This window comes from Paenibacillus sp. cl141a, assembly GCF_900109305.1.
Lineage (GTDB): Bacteria > Bacillota > Bacilli > Paenibacillales > Paenibacillaceae > Paenibacillus_AQ > Paenibacillus_AQ lautus_A.
This window is the reverse complement of the sequence record NZ_FNZO01000017.1, coordinates 19,464-42,229: the sequence shown is the minus strand read 5'-3', so window position 1 is coordinate 42,229 and position 22,766 is coordinate 19,464. Positions and strand designations below refer to the sequence as shown.

General features: G+C 48.3%; 29 protein-coding genes. All 29 read left to right on the top strand.

The window, feature by feature from the left end; genetic code table 11:
* The first annotated feature begins 8 nt into the window (after positions 1-8).
* On the top strand, positions 9-3,554 hold the full coding sequence (gene rpoB, locus BMX45_RS29230; RefSeq protein ID WP_090914108.1) for a DNA-directed RNA polymerase subunit beta: 3,546 nt from the start codon (positions 9-11) through the stop codon (positions 3,552-3,554).
* Between the two features lie 93 nt (positions 3,555-3,647).
* The gene (rpoC, locus tag BMX45_RS29225) at positions 3,648-7,262 is read left to right on the top strand and encodes a DNA-directed RNA polymerase subunit beta' (RefSeq protein ID WP_009592004.1); all 3,615 of its coding nucleotides are present in this window, start codon (positions 3,648-3,650) and stop codon (positions 7,260-7,262) included.
* A 164-nt stretch (positions 7,263-7,426) separates the two neighbouring features.
* On the top strand, positions 7,427-7,678 hold the full coding sequence (locus tag BMX45_RS29220; protein WP_009591977.1) for a ribosomal L7Ae/L30e/S12e/Gadd45 family protein: 252 nt from the start codon (positions 7,427-7,429) through the stop codon (positions 7,676-7,678).
* A 139-nt stretch (positions 7,679-7,817) separates the two neighbouring features.
* Complete coding sequence (gene rpsL, locus BMX45_RS29215) at positions 7,818-8,237, top strand: 30S ribosomal protein S12 (RefSeq protein ID WP_006212930.1); 420 nt, start codon at positions 7,818-7,820, stop codon at positions 8,235-8,237.
* A 53-nt stretch (positions 8,238-8,290) separates the two neighbouring features.
* Positions 8,291-8,761, top strand: coding sequence for a 30S ribosomal protein S7 (gene rpsG, locus BMX45_RS29210; RefSeq protein WP_006212929.1), 471 nt, complete (start codon positions 8,291-8,293; stop codon positions 8,759-8,761).
* 48 nt (positions 8,762-8,809) lie between these two features.
* Positions 8,810-10,891 carry an elongation factor G gene (fusA, locus tag BMX45_RS29205; protein WP_090914106.1) on the top strand — a complete coding sequence of 694 codons (2,082 nt, stop codon included), beginning with the start codon at positions 8,810-8,812 and terminating at the stop codon, positions 10,889-10,891.
* Positions 10,892-10,987: 96 nt separating this feature from the next.
* Positions 10,988-12,178, top strand: a complete 1,191-nt coding sequence (gene tuf / locus BMX45_RS29200) for an elongation factor Tu (RefSeq protein WP_090914104.1) — start codon at positions 10,988-10,990, stop codon at positions 12,176-12,178.
* Positions 12,179-12,684: 506 nt separating this feature from the next.
* The gene (locus BMX45_RS32310; RefSeq protein WP_090914102.1) at positions 12,685-12,864 is read left to right on the top strand and encodes a protoglobin domain-containing protein; all 180 of its coding nucleotides are present in this window, start codon (positions 12,685-12,687) and stop codon (positions 12,862-12,864) included.
* 30 nt (positions 12,865-12,894) lie between these two features.
* Positions 12,895-13,521 carry a methyl-accepting chemotaxis protein gene (locus tag BMX45_RS29190; RefSeq protein ID WP_090914099.1) on the top strand — a complete coding sequence of 209 codons (627 nt, stop codon included), beginning with the start codon at positions 12,895-12,897 and terminating at the stop codon, positions 13,519-13,521.
* A gap of 287 nt (positions 13,522-13,808) precedes the next feature.
* Positions 13,809-14,117, top strand: coding sequence for a 30S ribosomal protein S10 (rpsJ, locus tag BMX45_RS29185; RefSeq protein ID WP_009589214.1), 309 nt, complete (start codon positions 13,809-13,811; stop codon positions 14,115-14,117).
* A 41-nt stretch (positions 14,118-14,158) separates the two neighbouring features.
* Positions 14,159-14,782, top strand: coding sequence for a 50S ribosomal protein L3 (gene rplC, locus BMX45_RS29180; RefSeq protein WP_009589211.1), 624 nt, complete (start codon positions 14,159-14,161; stop codon positions 14,780-14,782).
* Between the two features lie 26 nt (positions 14,783-14,808).
* Positions 14,809-15,432, top strand: coding sequence for a 50S ribosomal protein L4 (gene rplD / locus BMX45_RS29175; protein ID WP_009589231.1), 624 nt, complete (start codon positions 14,809-14,811; stop codon positions 15,430-15,432).
* Positions 15,432-15,725, top strand: coding sequence for a 50S ribosomal protein L23 (gene rplW, locus BMX45_RS29170; protein ID WP_006212919.1), 294 nt, complete (start codon positions 15,432-15,434; stop codon positions 15,723-15,725). The genes rplD and rplW overlap by 1 nt, the downstream gene beginning before the upstream one ends.
* Positions 15,726-15,754: 29 nt before the next feature.
* Positions 15,755-16,585 carry a 50S ribosomal protein L2 gene (gene rplB / locus BMX45_RS29165; protein WP_009589218.1) on the top strand — a complete coding sequence of 277 codons (831 nt, stop codon included), beginning with the start codon at positions 15,755-15,757 and terminating at the stop codon, positions 16,583-16,585.
* Positions 16,586-16,658: 73 nt separating this feature from the next.
* Complete coding sequence (gene rpsS / locus BMX45_RS29160) at positions 16,659-16,934, top strand: 30S ribosomal protein S19 (protein WP_006212917.1); 276 nt, start codon at positions 16,659-16,661, stop codon at positions 16,932-16,934.
* Between the two features lie 36 nt (positions 16,935-16,970).
* The gene (gene rplV / locus BMX45_RS29155; protein WP_015737624.1) at positions 16,971-17,303 is read left to right on the top strand and encodes a 50S ribosomal protein L22; all 333 of its coding nucleotides are present in this window, start codon (positions 16,971-16,973) and stop codon (positions 17,301-17,303) included.
* Positions 17,304-17,316: 13 nt separating this feature from the next.
* The gene (gene rpsC, locus BMX45_RS29150; protein WP_006212915.1) at positions 17,317-17,982 is read left to right on the top strand and encodes a 30S ribosomal protein S3; all 666 of its coding nucleotides are present in this window, start codon (positions 17,317-17,319) and stop codon (positions 17,980-17,982) included.
* Between the two features lie 2 nt (positions 17,983-17,984).
* Entirely contained in the window at positions 17,985-18,419 is a 435-nt protein-coding gene (gene rplP, locus BMX45_RS29145; protein ID WP_009589221.1) for a 50S ribosomal protein L16, read from the top strand.
* Positions 18,409-18,606, top strand: a complete 198-nt coding sequence (gene rpmC / locus BMX45_RS29140) for a 50S ribosomal protein L29 (protein ID WP_007132561.1) — start codon at positions 18,409-18,411, stop codon at positions 18,604-18,606. Before rplP ends, rpmC begins: the two co-directional genes overlap by 11 nt.
* Before the next feature lie 44 nt (positions 18,607-18,650).
* The gene (gene rpsQ / locus BMX45_RS29135) at positions 18,651-18,917 is read left to right on the top strand and encodes a 30S ribosomal protein S17 (RefSeq protein ID WP_009589223.1); all 267 of its coding nucleotides are present in this window, start codon (positions 18,651-18,653) and stop codon (positions 18,915-18,917) included.
* Between the two features lie 36 nt (positions 18,918-18,953).
* The gene (rplN, locus tag BMX45_RS29130) at positions 18,954-19,322 is read left to right on the top strand and encodes a 50S ribosomal protein L14 (RefSeq protein ID WP_006212911.1); all 369 of its coding nucleotides are present in this window, start codon (positions 18,954-18,956) and stop codon (positions 19,320-19,322) included.
* A 77-nt stretch (positions 19,323-19,399) separates the two neighbouring features.
* Entirely contained in the window at positions 19,400-19,756 is a 357-nt protein-coding gene (gene rplX / locus BMX45_RS29125) for a 50S ribosomal protein L24 (protein WP_006212910.1), read from the top strand.
* Positions 19,757-19,784: 28 nt separating this feature from the next.
* On the top strand, positions 19,785-20,327 hold the full coding sequence (gene rplE / locus BMX45_RS29120; RefSeq protein WP_007132558.1) for a 50S ribosomal protein L5: 543 nt from the start codon (positions 19,785-19,787) through the stop codon (positions 20,325-20,327).
* A gap of 46 nt (positions 20,328-20,373) precedes the next feature.
* A complete protein-coding gene (locus BMX45_RS29115; protein WP_013312154.1) occupies positions 20,374-20,559 on the top strand; it encodes a type Z 30S ribosomal protein S14 in 186 nt (61 codons plus the stop codon).
* A gap of 33 nt (positions 20,560-20,592) precedes the next feature.
* The gene (gene rpsH, locus BMX45_RS29110; protein WP_006212908.1) at positions 20,593-20,991 is read left to right on the top strand and encodes a 30S ribosomal protein S8; all 399 of its coding nucleotides are present in this window, start codon (positions 20,593-20,595) and stop codon (positions 20,989-20,991) included.
* A 29-nt stretch (positions 20,992-21,020) separates the two neighbouring features.
* Complete coding sequence (gene rplF, locus BMX45_RS29105) at positions 21,021-21,563, top strand: 50S ribosomal protein L6 (RefSeq protein WP_015737622.1); 543 nt, start codon at positions 21,021-21,023, stop codon at positions 21,561-21,563.
* A 112-nt stretch (positions 21,564-21,675) separates the two neighbouring features.
* Positions 21,676-22,044, top strand: coding sequence for a 50S ribosomal protein L18 (rplR, locus tag BMX45_RS29100; protein WP_090914097.1), 369 nt, complete (start codon positions 21,676-21,678; stop codon positions 22,042-22,044).
* Between the two features lie 26 nt (positions 22,045-22,070).
* Positions 22,071-22,568 (top strand): 30S ribosomal protein S5, encoded by a 498-nt coding sequence (rpsE, locus tag BMX45_RS29095; protein WP_009589212.1) that lies wholly within the window; start codon positions 22,071-22,073, stop codon positions 22,566-22,568.
* Positions 22,569-22,580: 12 nt separating this feature from the next.
* Positions 22,581-22,766 (top strand): 50S ribosomal protein L30, encoded by a 186-nt coding sequence (rpmD, locus tag BMX45_RS29090; protein ID WP_006212904.1) that lies wholly within the window; start codon positions 22,581-22,583, stop codon positions 22,764-22,766.

Genomic DNA, 22,766 nt, shown 5'->3' with positions numbered 1-22,766 from the left:
AGTTTAAGTTGGCAGGACATCTTGTTCAATATGGTCGACGCACTCGGCGAAGTTATGCTCGTATTAACGAGGTACTCGAAGTTCCGAACCTGATTGAAATCCAACAAAAATCTTATGAATGGTTTTTGGAGGAAGGACTCCGCGAAATGTTTCAGGACATCTCGCCGATTCAGGATTTCACGGGCAATTTGGTGCTAGAGTTCATTGACTACAGCCTTGGAGAACCGAAATACACCGTCGATGACGCGAAAGAACGCGACGTTACTTATGCGGCGCCGCTCCGCGTGAAAGTCCGGCTCATTAACAAGGAGACCGGAGAGGTCAAGGAGCAGGAAGTGTTCATGGGAGACTTCCCGTTAATGACGGAAACCGGAACATTCATTATCAATGGTGCCGAACGGGTTATTGTCAGCCAGTTGGTTCGCTCTCCCAGCGTCTATTTCAGCACGAAAGTGGATAAAAACGGTAAGACGACGTACACTGCAACAGTTATCCCTAACCGCGGCGCTTGGCTGGAACTGGAGATGGACGCGAAGGACATTATTTATGTCCGGATCGACCGCACCCGTAAAATCCCTGTAACGGTGCTTTTACGTGCGCTTGGTTTTGGCACGGATGCCGAGATTTTGGATCTTCTGGGCAATGATGAATATATTCAAAATACGCTGGATAAAGACAACACGGACTCCACGGAAAAAGCGCTCATTGAAATCTATGAACGCCTTCGCCCGGGCGAGCCGCCAACACTGGAGAATGCAAAGAGCCTTCTCGTTGCTCGTTTCTTCGATCCGAAGCGTTATGATCTGGCTAACGTTGGTCGTTATAAGATCAACAAGAAGCTTCATATTAAGAACCGTCTCTTTAATCAACGTTTGGCAGAAAGTTTGATAGACGTGGATACGGGTGAGATCGTTGCGGAAGCCGGTCAAACCGTAGACCGTCGTCTTTTGGACGAGATTATGCCTTACCTTGAGAAGAGCGTAGGCTTCAAGAATTATCATGTTGCCGGCGGCGTGATGGACAGCGAGGATATCCCGCTGCAAACGATCGACGTATTCTCTCCGATCGAGGACGGAAAAGTCGTGAAGGTCATTGCGAACGCAAACATCGATAAATCCGTGAAGCATATTACGCAGGCGGATATCATTTCCTCCATCAGCTACTTCATCAACCTGCTGCATGGAATCGGCAATACGGATGATATCGATCACCTGGGTAACCGTCGTCTGCGTTCTGTGGGCGAATTGCTCCAAAATCAGTTCCGTATCGGTTTGTCCCGGATGGAACGCGTTGTTCGTGAGAGAATGTCGATCCAGGATGCGAACGTGATTACGCCGCAGGCGCTCATCAACATCCGTCCGGTTATCGCATCGATCAAAGAGTTCTTCGGCAGCTCCCAGTTGTCCCAGTTCATGGATCAGACTAACCCGCTAGCGGAACTGACGCACAAACGTCGTCTGTCTGCACTCGGACCGGGCGGTTTGACGCGTGAGCGCGCGGGCTTTGAGGTGCGGGACGTTCACCACAGTCACTACGGCCGTATGTGTCCGATCGAGACACCGGAGGGACCGAACATCGGTCTGATCAACTCCTTGTCGACGTTTGCTCGCATCAACGAGTATGGCTTCATCGAAGCTCCGTACCGTTGGGTGGATCCGAAGACCGGTAAAGTCACGGACCAAATCGATTACCTGACTGCAGACGAAGAGGATAACTACATCGTTGCCCAGGCGAACGCCGAACTCAACGAAGACGGTACCTTCGCTGACGAAATGGTTATCGTCCGTTATAACAAGCAATCCGACAACATCCTTCCGATGCCGAGTGACCGTGTGGACTACATGGACGTATCGCCTAAGCAGGTCGTGTCGGTAGCGACGGCGCTCATTCCGTTCCTCGAGAACGATGACTCCAACCGCGCGCTGATGGGATCGAACATGCAGCGGCAGGCTGTTCCGCTTCTTATTCCTAAGGCTCCGCTCGTCGGAACCGGGATGGAGCATAAGTCTGCGAAAGACTCCGGTGTATGTATTGTATCCAAATACGACGGGATTATTGAACGTTCATCCGCCAACGAAATCTGGCTCCGCCGCGTGGAAAATATCGACGGACAAGAAGTCAAAGGCGATATTGTTAAATATAAATTACACAAATTTATGCGTTCGAACCAAGGAACATGCATCAATCAGCGTCCAATCGTCAAGCGCGGCGATGTGATTAAAAAAGGTGACATCCTGGCAGACGGACCGTCCACCGAGATGGGTGAATTGGCACTGGGCCGCAACGTTGTCGTTGCGTTCATGACTTGGGAAGGCTACAACTACGAGGATGCGATTCTTCTCTCCGAGAAGCTGGTCAAAGAGGACGTGTACACTTCGATCCATATTGAGGAGTACGAATCCGAGGCGCGTGACACGAAGCTCGGTCCGGAGGAAATCACGCGCGATATTCCTAACGTAGGGGAAGAAGCGCTCAAGAACCTTGACGAGCGCGGAATCATCCGCATCGGTGCCGAAATCAGCGCTGGCGACATTCTCGTTGGTAAGGTAACGCCTAAAGGCGTAACCGAGCTGACGGCAGAGGAGCGTCTCTTGCATGCGATCTTCGGTGAGAAGGCTCGCGAAGTGCGCGATACCTCGCTGCGCGTTCCTCACGGTAGTGATGGAATCATCGTGGACGTGAAGGTGTTTACTCGTGAGAACGGCGACGAGTTGCCGCCGGGCGTCAACCAATTGGTTCGCGTCTACATCGCACAGAAACGTAAAATTTCCGAAGGCGACAAAATGGCCGGACGTCACGGTAACAAAGGTGTCGTTGCCCGTATTTTGCCTGAGGAAGACATGCCGTTCCTGCCGGATGGCACGCCGGTTCAAGTTGTGTTGAACCCTCTGGGGGTTCCATCACGGATGAACATCGGTCAGGTGCTTGAGGTTCACTTGGGTATGGCTGCGCTCCAGCTCGGCATTCACGTGGCTTCACCGGTATTCGACGGTGCAAGCGAGTATGACGTGTTTGATACGATGGAAGAAGCAGGCATGCAGCGGAATGGTAAGACCGTGTTGTACGACGGACGGACGGGCGAACGTTTTGAACGTGAAGTTACCGTCGGTGTCATGCACATGATCAAGCTCGCGCACATGGTTGATGATAAAATTCACGCCCGTTCCACGGGACCATACTCCCTCGTTACGCAGCAGCCGCTGGGTGGTAAAGCCCAGTTCGGCGGACAGCGCTTCGGTGAGATGGAAGTATGGGCGCTTGAAGCCTACGGTGCTGCCTATACGCTGCAAGAAATTCTTACCGTCAAGTCCGATGACGTGGTCGGCCGGGTGAAAACCTACGAATCGATCGTCAAAGGCGAGAACGTTCCGGAACCGGGTGTTCCTGAATCGTTCAAGGTATTGATTAAAGAGCTTCAGTCTCTCGGCATGGACGTTAAAATCCTGAGCGAGAACGAAGAGGAAATCGAGATGAAAGAACTCGATGACGAAGACGATGCTCAAGGTGATAAACTGAGCCTTAACTTGGAAGGCGCTGAAGTCGGAGTGGAATAACGGTCAATCATTCACCCCCGTCGGCTGATTAGTCGGCGGTGGTGTTATGGTCGTACAGCACATAAATAGGACTAGGTTGAGGAGGGTTGCTCCTTGTTGGACGTTAACAATTTTGAGTACATGAAAATCGGTCTTGCTTCACCGGAAAAAATCCGTTCTTGGTCTCGCGGAGAGGTGAAGAAGCCGGAAACGATTAACTACCGTACATTGAAGCCGGAGAAAGAAGGCCTCTTCTGCGAGCGTATTTTCGGTCCTCAGAAGGACTGGGAATGTCATTGCGGTAAGTATAAGCGTGTCCGTTATAAAGGAGTAGTCTGCGATCGCTGCGGCGTTGAAGTCACGCGCGCCAAAGTCCGTCGCGAACGGATGGGCCATATCGAGCTCGCAGCTCCTGTATCGCACATTTGGTATTTCAAAGGCATTCCAAGCCGCATGGGTCTGGCTCTGGATATGTCCCCAAGATCTCTTGAGGAGATCATTTACTTCGCATCTTATGTTGTAACCGATCCAGGAGATACGCCGCTGGAGAAGAAGCAATTGCTGTCCGAGAAGGAATACCGCAGCTATCGTGAGAAGTACGGCTACGGCTTCCAAGCCGGCATGGGTGCTGAAGCGGTCAAGAAACTTCTTCAAGACATTGATATTGAGAAAGAGCTTGAATTCCTTAAGGAAGAACTGCGCACTGCACAAGGTCAGCGCCGCAACCGGGCGATCAAACGCCTGGAAGTGATTGAGGCGTTCCGCAATTCCGGCAACAATCCGGAATGGATGATCATGGATGTGCTGCCGGTCATTCCGCCGGAGCTTCGTCCGATGGTTCAACTTGATGGCGGACGCTTTGCGACTTCCGATTTGAACGATCTGTACCGTCGAGTTATTAACCGGAACAACCGTCTGAAAAGACTGCTGGATCTCGGTGCGCCGGATATTATCGTACAAAACGAGAAGCGCATGCTGCAGGAAGCTGTCGATGCACTGATTGACAACGGCCGCCGCGGTCGTCCGGTCACAGGTCCTGGTAACCGTCCGCTTAAATCCCTCAGCCACATGCTGAAGGGTAAACAAGGACGTTTCCGTCAGAACTTGCTCGGTAAACGGGTTGACTACTCTGGTCGTTCCGTTATCGTCGTAGGTCCTTACCTGAAAATGTACCAATGCGGTCTGCCTAAGAAAATGGCGCTTGAGCTCTTCAAGCCGTTCGTAATGAAAGAACTGGTGAACAAAGGCCTGGCACATAATATCAAGAGTGCGAAACGCAAAGTAGAACGTGTAAGTCCAGAAGTATGGGATGTGCTCGAAGAGGTTATTAAAGAGCATCCGGTTCTTCTGAACCGTGCACCGACGCTTCACAGACTCGGTATCCAAGCATTTGAGCCGATTCTGGTTGAGGGCCATGCGATCCGTCTCCACCCGCTCGTATGTACAGCGTATAACGCTGACTTTGACGGTGACCAAATGGCGGTTCACGTTCCTTTGTCCGCTGAAGCTCAAGCTGAAGCGCGTCTGTTGATGTTGGCATCGGGCAACATTTTGAACCCGAAAGACGGTAAGCCGGTTGTTACGCCGTCTCAGGATATGGTACTGGGTTCCTTCTATCTGACGATGGATAACAAGGAAGAGAAAGGTACCGGCATGATTCTGGGCAGCGTGAACGAAGCGGTCTCCGCTTATCAGCGTGAAGCAGCAGGTCTGCATGCACGCGTAGCGATTCCGGTTAAAGCCCTTGGCAAAACCAGCTTCACCGACAAACAGCAGGATGCGATTTTGATTACGACGATCGGCCGGATTATCTTTAACGAGATTTTCCCTGCCAGCTTCCCGTACATCAATGAAGCGACTCGTACGAACCTGCTGCAAGGCACGCCTGAAAAGTATTTCGTATACGAGAAGGGTGCAGATATTCAAAAAGTAATTCAGGAACTGCCGGTCAGCGGAGCTGTTGGCAAGGAATACCTGGGTTCCATCATTGCACGCTGTTTCGAAACGTACCATACAACGGAAACCTCTGTGATTTTGGATAAAATCAAGCAGATCGGTTTCACATACTCTACCCGTGCAGGCGTAACCGTTGCGGTATCCGACGTTATCGTGCCTGACGAGAAGAATGAAATCCTGAAAGAGTCCGACGAGAAGGTTAAAGTGGTAACCAACCAGTATCGCCGTGGCTTGATCACGAACGAAGAACGTTATGACCGCGTTATCGACATTTGGTCCAAGACCAAAGACGATATTACGGATGTACTCATGAAGTCGATGGATCGCTTTAACTCCATCATGCTCATGGTGGATTCCAAGGCGCGGGGTAACAAATCGCAGATCACCCAGCTGGGTGGCATGCGGGGTCTGATGGCGAACCCGTCGGGCCGTATCATCGAACTCCCGATCAAATCGAACTTCCGTGAAGGACTGACGGTACTCGAGTACTTCCTGTCCACGCACGGTGCGCGTAAAGGTCTTGCCGATACAGCGCTTCGTACCGCTGACTCCGGTTACTTGACTCGTCGACTTGTCGACGTGGCACAGGATGTCATCGTTCGCGAGGACGAGTGCAGCACGGATAAAGGCTTTATGGTTAGCCGTATTCAGGACGGCAAGGAAGTAATCGAGGATCTCTATGACCGTATCGAGGGACGTTATGCATTTGAAACCGTCCGTCATCCGGAAACCAAAGAGATCATCGTAAACCGCAACGAATTGATCGATTCCGACAAAGCTGAAGAGATCGTGGCGGCTGGTGTCGAGCAGCTTCAAATTCGTTCCATCTTGAGCTGCCGTGCACGTTACGGCGTCTGCAAAAAATGTTACGGTCGTAACCTGGCGACCGGTAAGCATGTTGAGATTGGTGAAGCGGTTGGTATTATCGCAGCCCAATCCATCGGCGAACCGGGAACGCAGCTCACGATGCGTACGTTCCACACAGGCGGCGTTGCCGGTGATGATATTACGCAAGGTCTTCCGCGTATCCAGGAGCTCTTTGAAGCCCGTAATCCTAAAGGTCAAGCGACCATTAGTGAGATCGACGGCGTGGTTAAAGAGATCCGTGAAACGAAGGACCGTCGTGAAATCGAAGTACAAGGTGAAGCTGAGACTAAGGTTTACGCGGTTACCTACGGCTCTCGTCTGCGCGTAAGCGAAGGCAAGCACATTGAAGCCGGGGATGAACTGACCGATGGTTCCATTGATCCAAAGGAAATGCTTCGCATTAAGGGTATCCGTGGCGTGCAGAACTACATCCTTCAGGAAGTTCAGCGCGTATACCGTAACCAAGGCGTAGAAATTAACGATAAACACGTTGAAGTTATGATCAGACAGATGCTGCGTAAATTCCGTATCGTGGATGCGGGGGATACGAACCTGCTACCAGGCTCCTTCGTGGATATGCATGAATACGAAACAGCTAATAAAGACGCTATTCTTTCCGGGAAAGAACCTGCGGTTGCCAAACCGGTTCTCCTCGGGATTACGAAGGCTTCTCTCGAAACCGATTCGTTCTTGTCAGCAGCCTCCTTCCAGGAGACGACTCGCGTGTTGACCGATGCAGCCATTAAAGGCAAAGTCGATCAGCTGCTTGGTCTGAAAGAGAATGTTATCATTGGTAAGCTGATCCCTGCAGGTACCGGTATGAACCGTTACCGCAGCGTGAAGTTCGAGGGACAGGACGATGTGAATGACGAAAGTCAGGAACTCGAAACAGCTTCTATAGATTAAGAGACAGGTGACGGGGAGATGACGCGTCGTAAGACGATGAATCTCCCTGTTCCAATGTTTCTTTTTTCCTGATTTAATAGCTTGACATCGTTTAGGGCAGATGCTAATATAGCAAAGGTGCGTGAATAGTTTCTTTGTTCCCTGTTCTTTTGGAGGAATGACTTGTGTCTAATGATAAAGGATTACAGGATGCACACATCAAGATTGGCACCAAACAAACGATGAAGGCCGTTGAATCTGGCCTGGCCGCTGAGGTTTATGTGGCTGAAGATTGCGACCAGCGTTTGATTTCAAAAGTCGTATCCGAGTGTGATAAGAATGGCGTGCATATCAACTATGTACCCACGATGACAGAGCTTGGAGAAGCATGCGGTATTGAAGTCGGTGCAGCTATGGTAGCTGTCTTGAAATCATGATTGGAGAAATCGTTTTTGTTGGAGAAGGCGTTACTTCTCTCGGCAAAAACTTTTCATTTGTTCTTTTATGAACCGCCTGGGTCTGTGGACTTAAACGAGTTCGTAATCGAATGATAAATACGGGAAGGGGGTGGCTAGCATGCCAACAATTAACCAACTGGTTCGCAAGGGCCGTCAAGCTAAAGTTTACAAATCGAAATCTCCAGCTCTTCAAAAAGGTTTTAACGCTTTGAAACGTGAGGAGACCGACTTGAGCGCTCCGCAAAAACGCGGTGTATGCACTCGTGTAGGCACGATGACGCCGAAAAAACCGAACTCCGCACTTCGTAAATATGCTCGTGTTCGCTTGACGAACCGCATTGAGGTGACGGCTTACATTCCGGGTATCGGACATAACCTGCAAGAGCACAGTGTTGTATTGGTTCGCGGTGGACGGGTAAAAGACCTTCCGGGTGTACGTTACCATATCGTTCGCGGCGCACTTGATACCGCTGGTGTTAACAACCGGATGCAAGCTCGTTCCAAATACGGCACGAAGCGTCCTAAAGCAAAAAGCTAATTGATGCTCATGTTTTCTTAACATGACTCATGACTGAAGAAAGGGGGATATCCATGCCACGCAAAGGTCCAGTAACTAAAAGAGACGTGCTGCCAGATCCGGTGTATAACAGCAAACTGGTAACTCGTCTGATCAACCGCATCATGTTGGATGGTAAAAGAGGTGTTGCTCAAAGCATCCTTTACAATTCGTTCAACATCATCAAGGAACGTACTGGTAATGATCCGATGGAAGTGTTTGAAGCAGCTATCAAGAACATCATGCCAGTATTGGAAGTTAAAGCTCGTCGTGTCGGCGGTGCTAACTACCAGGTTCCGATCGAAGTTAAACCAGAGAGACGTACATCCCTTGGATTACGTTGGCTCGTAAACTACTCCCGCAACCGCGGTGAGAAGACGATGGAAGAGCGTTTGGCGGCTGAGATCATCGACGCTTCCAACAACACAGGCGCTTCCGTTAAGAAACGCGAAGACACGCACAAAATGGCTGAAGCGAACAAAGCGTTTGCTCACTACCGCTGGTAGGATTCAGCAACTAATTTATACTTCAAATTTTGAAGGGAGACTATTCGCATGGCGACAAGAGAGTTCTCCTTGAAAAATACACGTAATATCGGGATCATGGCGCATATTGACGCTGGTAAAACGACCACTACAGAGCGGATTTTGTTCTATACAGGCCGTACGCACAAAATCGGGGAAGTTCACGAGGGTGCAGCTACAATGGACTGGATGGAACAGGAGCAGGAGCGCGGTATCACGATTACGTCCGCTGCGACTACCGCTTCTTGGAAGGGTCATCGCGTTAATATTATCGACACCCCGGGGCACGTTGACTTCACAGTAGAAGTTGAACGTTCCCTTCGTGTATTGGATGGGGCAGTAGGTGTATTCAGTGCGAAAGAGGGCGTTGAACCTCAGTCGGAGACTGTTTGGAGACAAGCAGACCGTTACGGAGTTCCGCGGATCGCATACGTAAACAAAATGGATATTATCGGTGCCGACTACTTGAACGTAGTTAAAGATATGAGAGAGCGTCTGCAAGCGAACGCGGTAGCAATTCAGCTTCCGATCGGTGCAGAGAATGATTTCATTGGCATCATCGATATTATCGAGGAAAAAGCTTATATGTATAAGGATGACCTCGGGCAAAATATCGAAGAAACCGAAATTCCAGCAGAATTCAAGGATCAAGTGGAAGAGCTTCGAAACGAGTTGGTTGAGAAGGTAGCAGAACTTGACGAAGACTTGACAATGAAATATCTTGAAGGTGAAGAAATCACCATCGCTGAGTTGAAAGCTGCTCTGCGTAAAGGTGTTGTCGAAGTTAAGATCTTCCCGGTTATCTGTGGATCTTCTTACCGTAACAAAGGCGTTCAGTTGATGCTTGATGCCGTAATCGATTATTTGCCGGCTCCAACTGACGTTCCAGACATCAAGGGTACCCTTGAAGACGGAACTGAAGCTATTCGGCATTCTTCCGATGAAGAGCCGTTCTCGGCTTTGGCATTCAAAATCGCAACCGACCCTTACGTTGGTAAGCTGACATTCTTCCGCGTATACTCCGGTGTACTGCAATCCGGTTCTTACGTACTGAATGCAACAAAAGGCAAGCGCGAGCGCATTGGTCGTATCCTTCAAATGCATGCGAACAGCCGTCAAGAAATTTCCGAAGTATTCGCCGGAGATATCGCAGCTGCCGTAGGTTTGAAAGATACGGGCACAGGTGATACACTATGTGATGAGAAAAATCCGGTTATCCTGGAGTCCATGAACTTCCCTGATCCGGTTATCGAAATCGCAGTTGAGCCTAAAACAAAAGCTGACCAAGATAAAATGGGCGTGGCTCTCGGTAAGTTGACGGAAGAGGACCCAACTCTTCGTGCGCATACCGATGAAGAAACTGGCCAAACCATCTTGGCAGGTATGGGTGAGCTTCACTTGGACATCATCATTGACCGTATGCGTCGTGAGTTCAAGGTAGAAACCAACGTGGGTAAACCACAGGTAGCTTACCGCGAAACATTCCGTGCGCCAGCTCGCGTTGAAGGTAAATTCGTTCGTCAGTCCGGTGGTCGTGGTCAATACGGTCACGTATGGGTTGAGTTCGAACCTCTGGAACCAGGTAGCGGTAACCAATTCGACAGCAAGGTTGTCGGTGGTTCTGTACCAAGAGAATACATTGGTCCTGCACAACAAGGTATTGAAGAGCAAATGAAGAACGGTGTACTTGCCGGCTTCCCGCTTGTTGACGTTAAAGCAACCATCGTCGACGGTTCGTACCATGATGTTGACTCCAATGAAATGGCGTTTAAAATCGCCGGTTCCATGGCTCTGAAAGCAGCTAAAGACAAGTGTAAGCCTGTCCTGCTCGAGCCAATCATGAAAGTTGAAGTTACCGTGCCTGAGGAATACATGGGCGACGTAATGGGTATGCTGAACTCCCGCCGTGGACGTATCGAAGGTATGGACTCCCGTGGCGGCACTCAAATTATCCGTGCGAAAGTGCCTCTTTCCGAAATGTTCGGTTACTCCACTACCCTTCGCTCCGGTACGCAAGGACGCGGCGTGTTCTCCATGGAACTCTCCCACTACGAAGAAGTTCCTAAGAACATCTCAGATGAAATTGTGTCCAAGATCAAAGGCGGAGAGTAATAACGTTTTACCTGCTGGATAGGAGGCGGGAGCATCATCCCGTTAACTCCGCTTCCGGCCCAACATATATAATCCCCTTAAGGAGGAATTGTTCAAATGGCAAAGGCTAAATACGAACGTACGAAACCCCATGTTAACATCGGTACTATCGGTCACGTTGACCATGGTAAAACAACTTTGACTGCTGCAATCACAACTGTATTGTCCAAAACTTACGGTGGTGCTGCTGTAGCATTCGACCAAATCGACAAAGCTCCAGAAGAGCGCGAGCGCGGTATCACAATCTCCACTGCTCACGTTGAATACGAAACTGATACTCGTCACTATGCACACGTTGACTGCCCAGGTCACGCCGACTATGTTAAAAACATGATCACTGGTGCTGCTCAAATGGACGGAGCGATCCTGGTTGTATCCGCAGCTGACGGCCCAATGCCGCAAACTCGCGAGCACATCCTGTTGTCCCGCCAAGTAGGCGTTCCTTACATCGTTGTATTCTTGAACAAATGCGACATGGTTGAAGACGAAGAGCTCTTGGAATTGGTTGAAATGGAAGTTCGCGACCTTCTGAGCGAGTACGACTTCCCAGGCGACGACACTCCGATCACTCGTGGTTCCGCTCGTGAAGCTCTGCAAAACCCAGATGGCGAATGGGCACAAAAAATCGTTGAAATGTTCAAAACAATCGACGAGTACATCCCATTGCCTGAGCGCGACACTGACAAGCCTTTCTTGATGCCTGTCGAGGACGTATTCTCCATCACTGGTCGTGGTACCGTTGCTACAGGTCGTGTAGAGCGTGGTACGATCAAAGTTGGTGACGAGATCGAAATCGTGGGTATCGCTGAAGAAACTAAGAAATCCGTTGTTACGGGCGTTGAAATGTTCCGTAAATTGCTGGATTCCGCACAAGCTGGTGACAACATCGGTGCATTGCTTCGTGGTGTTGAGCGTACTCAAATCGAGCGCGGTCAAGTACTTGCTAAGCCTGCTTCCGTTAAACCACACACTGAGTTCACAGCTCAAGTATACGTACTGAGCAAAGAAGAAGGCGGACGTCATAAGCCTTTCTTCACTGGCTACCGTCCACAGTTCTACTTCCGTACTACGGACGTAACTGGCGTGATCAACTTGCCAGAAGGTTCTGAAATGGTTATGCCTGGTGATAACATCACCGTTACGGTTAACCTGATCAGCCCAATCGCGATCGAAGAAGGAACTAAGTTCTCCATTCGTGAAGGCGGCCGTACCGTAGGTGCTGGCTCCGTTGCTACCATCATTAAATAATTAAGGCTTCGAACAGCCTTGCATATAGCAACAGTGTATTGTAACGAGCAACAATGTGATGTCCTGATAAAAGAGTCTGATCCCTTGGATCGGGCTCTTTTTCTATTTGCCGTGATACCCCTGTGATCTCTACCTCCAAACTAAGCTTAGTCAAGCTTACTGTACAGAATATGCCATATATTCAAGGATTTATTCTATTTATTTGCTTCCAATGTGATTACAATCTTTGATTGAAGTCAATTAAGGAATTAGAAGATATCTACATATATAGAATGGAGATCATAGTCTTGTATGATATGTCCGTTTGCAATGATGAAGAGGAGTTTGGAAGATGAAGTTCAGCCTGCAGTAGCGCAAATCAGAAGAGGCCTGTTATGTGTATCAAGAACCATTGGGCGAGCTGAATGATCAAATGCGGATGATTGGCATTACCGATGGAGATCTTCAACTTTTGAGAGGCAGCTCCGTCCGCAAATGGAGGAGAGGCTCGAGGAGATAACAGAAGCATTTTATCAGTCTGGCGTGATCATCTCCTCGAAATATGGAATGGAGACATCAATGAAGCTTATGTGGCTAAAAGGCTGCGCATTGCCGAGGTGCATAAGCGCGTGGGGCTTGAGCTTAAATGGTGCTTGTCCGCTTTCCAGAACTTACAGAACGAATTTTTCAAGATGATCTATAGATAGGTTATAGGAGAAGAACAACAAATACGGCTAGTGTCGACGATAACCAAGTTGCTTAACCTGGAGCAGCAGCTTGTGCTGGAAGCTTACGAGAGAGAAAATGTAAGTGAGAAGCAGGTCCAGTATGAGAGGGGAAGAAAAGAGCTGAAACAGAACATTGCTTCTTTTGTTGGCGGACGCACTTCAACGATAACGCAGTGCTCGATATCGGATGCAAGGGCCGGTGAAGCAAACATAGCAGAGTTGGAGGACCAGATGAATGCGATCGATCAAAGCGCGGTCGGGATGCAGCAGGCGGTGCAAGAACTTCAGGAATCCTCCAAGCAGATTTCTGTTATAGCGGTGAGTGTTCAGGAAATAGCCTACCAGATCAAACTGCTTTCCTTAAATGCCACCGGAGAGCATGGTAAAGGTTTTGCCGTTGTAGCTCAAGAGGTAAGCCGCCTGTCGGAGGACACGAGGGCGACCGTGAACCGAATTGCCGGTATCGTATCCAAGTCGAGATCCATCACGGCGGAAGTGGTAGAATCTATTAATCAGCTGCAGCAGCTAACGAAGCAAGGGAAGAGACAATCTGAGGAATCCAGCAAGCGGTTCTCCAGCATTCTGATGTCCGTACAGTCCAGTGCGGATCGAATGATGAGGCGGAGAAAGAAATGAAGCAGCTCTCCATGACGATCGGAAGCATCCGGGAAGCGACGTCCAAAACTGCGGTTTCTGCCGAAAATTTTAAGGAAAGCACGGAGCGAATGTAAATACATATCAATTATGAATTAGTGCTTGCATTGCGCCTATCTTTTATATATAATAGTGAATGTTGTTCTGCGACGTTGCGATGATGTGAGAGGTTACCGACACACCCGGCCCCTTTGCCATGAGGTGGGTGGTTGGAAAATTTTCACGGAGTATGTCCGATACCAAATTGGGCGATAGAAGGAGGGAATAAAATGGCAAAGCAAAAAATTCGTATTCGCTTGAAAGCATACGACCACAGAGTTCTTGATCAATCCGCTGAGAAAATTGTTGAGACAGCAAAACGTTCGGGTGCTGGTGTATCCGGTCCGATCCCGCTTCCAACTGAGAAACAAGTAATTACCATTCTCCGTGCGGTGCACAAGTATAAGGATTCTCGGGAACAGTTCGAAATGCGTACACATAAACGCTTGATCGACATCGTGAACCCGACTCCACAAACTGTGGATGCCTTGATGCGCTTGGACCTGCCGTCCGGTGTAGATATCGAAATCAAACTGTAAGCATTGCATAACGAATTAGAGAAGAGAAAAGAGGTGTCAACATGAAAGGTATCTTAGGTAGAAAGCTCGGAATGACTCAAGTATTTACCCCTGAGGGTGTTGTAATTCCTGTAACGGTTATCGAAGCAGGTCCTTGTGTTGTTCTTCAAAAGAAAGATCTGGAAAACGACGGATACGAAGCGATCCAAGTTGGTTTCTCCGATAAGAAAGAGAACAGATCTAACAAACCAGAAGCAGGCCATGCGAAAAAAGCAAACACTGCGCCTAAGCGCTACGTTCGCGAAATTCGCGGTGTTGACCTCGCGAGTGTCGAGGTTGGACAAGAGCTGAAGGCTGATGTCTTCGCAGAAGGCGAATTTGTTGACGTAACGGGTATTTCCAAAGGTAAAGGATTCCAAGGCGTAATCAAGCGTTGGGGCCAAAGCCGCGGACCAATGTCTCACGGTTCCCGTTATCACCGTAGACCAGGTTCCATGGGTTCGATCCAGGCAAACCGTGTTCCTAAAGGAAAGCGTCTGCCAGGTCACATGGGCAATGAGACAGTTACGATCCAAAAGCTCGAAGTTGTTAAAGTCGACGCAGAGCGTAACGTAATCCTTGTTAAAGGCTCCATTCCTGGACCTAAAAAAGGTTTCGTTCAAATCAAAGAAACGGTGAAGAAATAATCGCCTAAAGAAAGGAGGAACAAACAATGCCTAAAGTAGCACTTTATAATGTCAGCGGTAGCCAGGTTGGCGAAGTAGAATTGAATGAAGCTGTATTCGGCATCGAGCCGAACGCTCACGTGCTGCACAGCGCAGTATTGCTGCAGCGCGCTTCCCTTCGTCGTGGTACCCACAAAGTAAAAGGACGTTCTGAAGTACGCGGCGGCGGACGTAAGCCTTGGAAACAAAAAGGTACCGGCCGTGCTCGTCAAGGTTCGATCCGTTCTCCACAATGGAAAGGCGGCGGCGTGGTATTTGGACCGACTCCGCGCAGCTACACGTTTAAACTTCCTAAGAAAGTTCGTCGTTTGGCTATCAAATCCGCTTTGTCTTCCAAAGTGATTGACAACGCAATTATCGTATTGGATCAACTGACGCTGAACACGCCGAAAACGAAAGAGTTTGCTAACATCCTTAGCAACCTGAAAGTAGGCCGTAAAGCTCTGATCGTTGCTCCAAGCTATGATGATAATGTAGCCCTTTCCGCACGCAATATTCCTGGTGTGAAATTCGTAGCGGCTGACGGCATTAATGTTCTTGACGTACTGTCGTACGATCAACTGATCATTACGAAGGAAGCAGTTCAGAAGGTAGAGGAGGTGCTCGCGTAATGAAAGACCCACGCGATATAATCAAGCGCCCGGTGATCACGGAACGTACGGCTGACTACATGGCAGAGCTGAAATATGCTTTTGAAGTGGATATCCGTGCTAACAAGACCGAGATCAAGCAAGCTGTCGAATCTATTTTTAAAGTAAAAGTATCGAACGTGAATACGATGCGTGTCCCTGCTAAACCAAAACGTTACGGCCGTTATTCCGGTTACACAACCGAATGGAAAAAGGCAATCGTGACTTTGGCACCAGACAGCAAACCGCTCGAGTTCTTTGAATCGGTTGAATAAGAATTTCTTAAGTAAGGAGGGAAAATTCAGTGCCTATTAAAAAGTATAAACCGACATCCCCGGCTCGACGCAACATGTCCGTGTCGACTTTCGAAGAGATCACCACGAATCAGCCGGAGAAATCGTTGCTGGCTCCACTGAGCAAAACAGCTGGCCGCAACAACCAAGGTAAAATTACGGTTCGTCACCATGGCGGCGGACACAAACGTAAATACCGTATCATCGACTTCAAACGGAATAAAGACGGCATTCCAGGTCGCGTTGCTACAATCGAATACGACCCGAACCGTACTTCCAACATCGCTCTGATTCACTATGTAGATGGTGAAAAGCGTTATATCATCGCTCCTAAAGGTCTGAAAGTTGGAGACCAAGTAGTATCTGGAGTAGGTGCTGACATCAAGATCGGTAACGCGCTTCCTCTGGAAAACATTCCAGTAGGCACAGTTATCCACAACATCGAATTGAAACCAGGCAAAGGCGGACAATTGGTTCGTGCTGCTGGTACGGAAGCTCAACTTCTCGGTAAAGAAGACAAGTACGTAACGGTTCGTCTTTCTTCCGGTGAAGTTCGCCGCATCCTGAAAGTTTGCCGTGCAACCATCGGTTCTGTGGGTAACCAAGACCATGAGTTGATCAAAATCGGTAAAGCAGGCCGCAGCCGCTGGCTCGGACAACGTCCTGAAGTACGCGGTGTCGTCATGAACCCTAACGATCACCCTCACGGTGGTGGTGAAGGCCGCGCTCCAATCGGACGTAAGTCTCCTATGTCTCCATGGGGTAAACCAACCCTTGGTGCCAAGACTCGTAAAAAAGGTAAAGCTTCTGACAAATATATCGTTCGCCGCCGCACGAAGTAATGCGCGCTTAAGTGCATAACTTCGTGTCAGGCCCGAAGGTAACGAGACAATTTGATGAAGGGAGGATTTCAATATGAGCCGTAGTTTGAAAAAAGGACCTTTTATTGACGGATATCTGCTCAAAAAAGTGGAGGATATGAACGCCGCAAGCAAAAAGGCTGTGATCAAAACCTGGTCCCGCCGCTCCACTATTTTCCCGCAATTTATCGGTCACACGTTCGGTGTATACGATGGCCGTAAACATGTACCTGTATATGTAACTGAGGACATGGTAGGACATAAGTTGGGTGAGTTCGCTCCAACCCGTACTTACAAAGGTCATGAAGACGATAAGAAAACAAGAAGATAATTAACGAAGCTCTTTGTTTGAGAGGAGGTTAAACATATGGAAGCAAAAGCACATGCTAGATCGATTCGTATTGCTCCTCGTAAAGCTCAACTCGTTGTTGACTTGATCCGCGGTAAGCAAGTCGGCGAAGCGATCGCAATTCTTCGTCACACTCCGAAAGCTGCATCTCCGGTTGTTGAGAAGCTTTTGAACTCGGCTATCGCAAACGCTGAGCATAACTACTCTTTGGATGTAACTAAATTGGTTGTGACGCAAGCTTATGTCAACCAGGGACCGACTATGAAACGTTTCCGCCCTCGTGCGATGGGACGTGCAAGCCGGATCAATAAACGCACCAGCCACATTACTTTGGTGGTAGCTGAAAAATAAGGAGGGAAAACGTGTGGGCCAAAAGGTAAATCCAGTAGGACTCCGTATCGGTATTATCCGTGATTGGGAATCCAAATGGTATGCAGGCAAAGATTTCGGTGATCTTTTGCTGGAAGACGTGAAAATCCGTGAATACCTGAAAAATAAATTGAAAGACTCCGCTGTATCCCGTATCGAAATCGAGAGAGCGGCTAATCGTGTGAACGTGACGATCCACACTGCGAAGCCAGGTATGGTTATCGGTAAAGGTGGTTCCGAAGTAGAAGTACTGCGCGGACAAGTGACTAAAATTGCCGGCGGTAAAAAAGTTCATATCAACATTTCTGAAATCAAAAACCCTGAACTGGACGCAATTCTTGTTGCTGAAAGCATTGCACAACAGCTGGAACGTCGTGTATCTTTCCGTCGTGCACTGAAACAAGCGATTCAAAGAACTATGCGCTCTGGAGCGAAAGGGATTAAAACATCGGTCAGCGGACGTCTTGGCGGAGCCGAGATTGCTCGTACGGAAGGCTACAGTGAAGGAACTGTTCCACTTCATACGCTTCGTGCAGACATCGACTATGGTACAGCAGAAGCGCATACGACTTACGGCCGTATCGGCGTGAAAGTATGGATCTATCGTGGAGAGGTTCTTCCTACGGCTAAGAAACAAGCTGCTCAGGAAGGAGGCAACTAATCATGTTGGTACCAAAACGTGTAAAACACCGCAAACAACAGCGCGGCCATATGAGAGGCCAAGCGAAAGGCGGTACTGAACTGAACTTCGGCGAATTCGGTCTGCAAGCTACAGAACCAGGCTGGATCACGAACCGTCAGATCGAAGCTGCTCGTATCGCGATGACTCGTTACATCCGTCGTGGCGGTAAAGTATGGATTAAGATTTTCCCAGATAAGCCGATTACTCAAAAGCCTCTCGAAGTGCGGATGGGTAGCGGTAAAGGTAACGTTGAGAAATGGGTTGCCGTTGTAAAACCAGGCAAGATCATGTTTGAACTTGGAGGCGTGTCCGAGGAAATCGCCCGCGAAGCGATGCGTCTCGCCGCTCACAAGCTGCCTGTAAAAACGAAGTTTGTGAAACGAGAAGAAGTGGGTGGTGAAGCAAATGAAAGCTAATGAACTGCGCAACTTAACCACTGCAGAAATCGAGCAAAAAATCGCCGGATTTAAAGAGGAACTCTTTAACCTCCGTTTTCAATTGGCCACTGGCCAGCTTGATAACCCGACTCGGATCCGTGACGTTCGCAAAGAAATAGCTCGTGCTAAAACCGTTATCCGTGAAAGAGAACTTGGGATTAGTTAATGAAATGGAACGTCATGTTCTGTATTCAGGAAGGAGGCTAACAAATGAGCGAAGAACGCAATGCTCGTAAAGTGCAAATCGGTAAAGTTGTCAGCGATAAAATGGATAAAACCATTGTTGTAGCTGTTGAAACTTATAAGAAGCATGACTTGTATCACAAACGCATTAAATACACGAAAAAATTTAAAGCGCATGATGAGAACAATCAAGCTCAAATCGGAGATACCGTTAAAATCATGGAAACTCGCCCTCTCTCCAAAGACAAGCGCTGGAGACTGGTAGAAGTGGTTGAAAAAGCGGTTATCATCTAAGATATGATCAGTTTTTGATGGAAGGAGGAAATTTAAATGATTCAACCATTTACACGTTTAGCTGTTGCTGACAACTCCGGTGCGAAGGAACTGATGTGTATCCGCGTATTGGGTGGTACTGGTCGTCGTACAGCTCAAATCGGTGATTTGATCGTATGTTCCGTCAAACAAGCAACACCAGGCGGCGTTGTCAAAAAGGGTGATGTGGTAAGAGCGGTAGTCGTTCGTACGAAGCGTTCTGTACGTCGTAAAGACGGATCTTACATCTCATTTGACGAGAATGCAGCTGTTGTTGTTAAAGACGACAGAAGCCCACGCGGAACTCGTATTTTCGGACCAGTTGCTCGCGAACTTCGCGAAAGAGACTACATGAAAATCGTTTCCTTGGCTCCGGAAGTAATCTAATAACACCCCAAAAAGTGACGTAACTTTTCGGGAACCCGATAAATAGTTGAACTGGCTAGTCATAGGAGGTGTAACGAATGCCTAAAGTGAAAAAAGTTCTGGAATCCCATAGCAACAAACTGCACGTGAAAAAAGATGATACAGTTATCGTCATCAGCGGTAAAGACAAAGGCAAAAAAGGCCGTGTCATCGCAGCGTACCCTCGTGAAAATCGTGTTTTGGTTGAAGGTGTGAACATGATCAAGAAACACCAGAAGCCAAACCAAATGAACCCACAAGGCGGTATCATCGAGAAGGAAGCTCCGATCCATGTATCGAACGTTATGCACGTTGATCCGAAGAGCGGAAAAGTAACTCGTATCGGTTACAAAGTACTGGACAACGGTAAAAAAGTTCGCGTAGCTAAAAGATCCGGAGAAGTTATCGATAAATAAGACGGTTTAGAAAGGAGGTCCTTGAATCATGGCAGCAAGAATGAAAGAGCGTTTTTTGAACGAAGTAACTCCTGCTCTGATGCAGAAGTTTAGCTATAAAACAGTAATGCAGGTACCAAAAATCGAGAAGGTTGTCATCAACATGGGTGTGGGTGACGCTGTAGCCAACTCGAAAGTGCTTGATTCCGCTGTGAACGACATGCAGCTGATTGCTGGTCAAAAACCGGTTATCACCCGTGCAAAGAAATCCATCGCGGGATTCAAACTGCGTGAGAACATGCCAATCGGTGTGAAGGTAACGCTGCGCGGTGAGCGTATGTACTACTTCCTCGACAAGCTGTTCAACGTTACACTCCCACGTGTACGTGACTTCCAAGGCGTGTCCACCAAAGCATTTGACGGACGCGGTAACTATACGCTCGGTCTGAAAGAGCAGCTCATTTTCCCTGAAATTGAGTATGACAAAGTGGATAAGGTTCGCGGTATGGACATCGTTATCGTAACGACTGCCAAAACCGACGAAGAATCCCGTGAACTGCTTGCTCAACTGGGCATGCCTTTCGCGAAATAAGACGGTTGTCCTTTTCTCCGAAACTATTTAGGAGGTGTCAGGCTAAGTGGCAAAAACTTCGATGAAAGTTAAACAACAACGTACACCGAAATTCAAAGTACGGGCATATACCCGTTGTGAACGTTGTGGTCGCCCACATTCGGTACTGCAGAAGTTTAAAATTTGCAGAATTTGTTTCCGTGAATTAGCTTATAAAGGCCAGATTCCTGGCGTGAAAAAAGCAAGCTGGTAAGAAGTTTATAAACGGGAAGGAGGTTTATCCTACATGACTATGTCCGATCCAATTGCAGATATGCTAACTCGTATTCGTAACGCGAACACGGTTCGCCACGAAACAGTAGAAATGCCTGCTTCGACGATTAAAAAACAAATCGCTGACATCTTGAAGCGTGAAGGCTTCATCCGTGATGCAGAGTTTGTGGAAGACAATAAACAAGGGATCATTCGTGTATTCCTGAAATATGGTTCCAACAACGAGCGCGTAATCACAGGTCTGAAAAGAATCAGCAAACCAGGTCTTCGCGTTTACACGAAAAGCAACGAAGTACCTCGCGTACTTGGTGGTTTGGGTATTGCGATCATCTCCACGTCTAAGGGAGTTATGACCGACAAAGAAGCTCGTCAATCCAAAGCTGGCGGAGAAGTTCTCTGCTACGTATGGTAATCAACGTCACAAGATAGGAGGTGTAATGAATGTCCCGTATTGGTCGTAAACCAATTGCTATTCCTAACGGTGTGGAAGTCACACTGGATAACGCTGTAATCACTGTAAAAGGACCTAAAGGTACCTTGACTCGTGAATTGCATAAAGACATGCAAATTACAGTAGAAAACAACGAGATCAATGTTGTTCGTCCTTCCGACAACAAAACACATCGCTCTCTTCACGGCACGACCCGCAGCGTTGTCTCGAATATGGTCAACGGTGTAACTGAAGGATTCTCGAAAAACCTTGAGTTGGTTGGTGTCGGATACCGTGCAAGCAAATCCGGAGATAAAATCGTTCTGAACGTGGGTTACTCCCACCCAGTTGAAATTACACCGGAGCCAGGTATTGAATTCGACGTACCGGCTAACACGAAAATCACGGTTCGCGGTATCGATAAAGAGCGCGTAGGTGCATACGCTGCTAAGATTCGTTCCGTACGTGAGCCTGAGCCTTACAAAGGTAAAGGGATTAAATACGAAGGTGAACGCATTATCCGTAAGGAAGGTAAAGCTGGTAAGAAGAAGTAAGGTTAGATAACTGGGGATCTGCCTGGTTGATAACTTGCCTCTTCTCCCATACTTACCCGATGCGTCTAAAAGTGAAGCTCTTAAGGCAAAACTGAAGGGAGGAAATGGAAGCATGATCACGAAACAAGACAAGAACAAAGCTCGTCTGAAAAGACACCTGCGTGTCCGTAAGAAAATCCAAGGCACTGCAGAACGTCCACGTCTGAACGTGTTCCGTTCTTCGAAACACATCTATGCTCAATTGATCGACGACGTGGCTGGCGTGACTTTGGCATCAGCTTCTACGCTGGACAAAGAACTGGTTAGCGACATCAAGAACGGCGGAAGCGTTGAATCCGCTCGTAAAGTCGGCGAACTCGTTGCAAAACGTGCTGCAGACAAAGGTTATAAATCGATCGTATTCGATCGTGGTGGATATTTGTACCATGGACGTATTCAAGCACTTGCAGAGGCAGCTCGCGAGGCAGGCCTTGAATTCTAAGATATTTTCAAAAGGAGGTAAACGACTTGCGTGTAGATCCTAACACTTTAGAACTGACTGAAAGAGTAGTAAACATTAACCGCGTTGCTAAAGTTGTAAAAGGCGGACGTCGCTTTAGCTTTAGCGCACTGGTAGTTGTCGGTGATGGCAAAGGTTGGGTAGGAGCAGGTATCGGTAAAGCAGGCGAAGTACCGGATGCAATCCGCAAAGGTATTGAAGATGCTAAGAAAAACCTGATTCACATTCCACTTGTTGGAACCACTATTCCTCACCTCGTAACAGGACACTTCGGAGCAGGCCGCGTATTGTTGAAGCCGGCATCTGAAGGTACTGGGGTTATCGCTGGCGGACCGGTTCGTGCAGTACTCGAGCTGGCTGGCGTAGGCGACATTTTGACAAAATCTCTAGGTTCTTCGAACTCCATGAACATGGTCAATGCGACTTTGGAAGGCTTGTCCCGCCTGAAGCGTGTTGAAGATGTTGCCAAGCTTCGCGGCAAATCCGTCGAAGAGCTGTTGGGTTAAGGAGGGAATCTCATGGCTAAACTTGAAATCACCCTCGTACGCAGCGTGATTGGTCGTCCAGAGGATCAGCGTGCAACCGTGAAAACACTCGGACTTCGCAAAATCAACCATTCCGTGGTTCAAAGCGACAATGCTGCAATTCGCGGAATGATCAAGAAAGTAAATCACCTGGTTTCTGTTAAAGAAATCGAAGGTTAA

Bases quoted from the DNA above. Each gene is read 5' to 3' on its own strand.
- rpsL (WP_006212930.1), top strand. From the start codon at position 7,818: ATGCCAACAATTAACCAACTGGTTCGCAAGGGCCGTCAAGCTAAAGTT.
- rpsG (WP_006212929.1), top strand. From the start codon at position 8,291: ATGCCACGCAAAGGTCCAGTAACTAAAAGAGACGTGCTGCCAGATCCG.
- fusA (WP_090914106.1), top strand. From the start codon at position 8,810: ATGGCGACAAGAGAGTTCTCCTTGAAAAATACACGTAATATCGGGATC.
- tuf (WP_090914104.1), top strand. From the start codon at position 10,988: ATGGCAAAGGCTAAATACGAACGTACGAAACCCCATGTTAACATCGGT.
- rpsJ (WP_009589214.1), top strand. From the start codon at position 13,809: ATGGCAAAGCAAAAAATTCGTATTCGCTTGAAAGCATACGACCACAGA.
- rplC (WP_009589211.1), top strand. From the start codon at position 14,159: ATGAAAGGTATCTTAGGTAGAAAGCTCGGAATGACTCAAGTATTTACC.
- rplD (WP_009589231.1), top strand. From the start codon at position 14,809: ATGCCTAAAGTAGCACTTTATAATGTCAGCGGTAGCCAGGTTGGCGAA.
- rplW (WP_006212919.1), top strand. From the start codon at position 15,432: ATGAAAGACCCACGCGATATAATCAAGCGCCCGGTGATCACGGAACGT.
- rpsS (WP_006212917.1), top strand. From the start codon at position 16,659: ATGAGCCGTAGTTTGAAAAAAGGACCTTTTATTGACGGATATCTGCTC.
- rplV (WP_015737624.1), top strand. From the start codon at position 16,971: ATGGAAGCAAAAGCACATGCTAGATCGATTCGTATTGCTCCTCGTAAA.
- rplP (WP_009589221.1), top strand. From the start codon at position 17,985: ATGTTGGTACCAAAACGTGTAAAACACCGCAAACAACAGCGCGGCCAT.
- rpmC (WP_007132561.1), top strand. From the start codon at position 18,409: ATGAAAGCTAATGAACTGCGCAACTTAACCACTGCAGAAATCGAGCAA.
- rpsQ (WP_009589223.1), top strand. From the start codon at position 18,651: ATGAGCGAAGAACGCAATGCTCGTAAAGTGCAAATCGGTAAAGTTGTC.
- rplN (WP_006212911.1), top strand. From the start codon at position 18,954: ATGATTCAACCATTTACACGTTTAGCTGTTGCTGACAACTCCGGTGCG.
- rplX (WP_006212910.1), top strand. From the start codon at position 19,400: ATGCCTAAAGTGAAAAAAGTTCTGGAATCCCATAGCAACAAACTGCAC.
- rplE (WP_007132558.1), top strand. From the start codon at position 19,785: ATGGCAGCAAGAATGAAAGAGCGTTTTTTGAACGAAGTAACTCCTGCT.
- rpsH (WP_006212908.1), top strand. From the start codon at position 20,593: ATGACTATGTCCGATCCAATTGCAGATATGCTAACTCGTATTCGTAAC.
- rplF (WP_015737622.1), top strand. From the start codon at position 21,021: ATGTCCCGTATTGGTCGTAAACCAATTGCTATTCCTAACGGTGTGGAA.
- rplR (WP_090914097.1), top strand. From the start codon at position 21,676: ATGATCACGAAACAAGACAAGAACAAAGCTCGTCTGAAAAGACACCTG.
- rpmD (WP_006212904.1), top strand. From the start codon at position 22,581: ATGGCTAAACTTGAAATCACCCTCGTACGCAGCGTGATTGGTCGTCCA.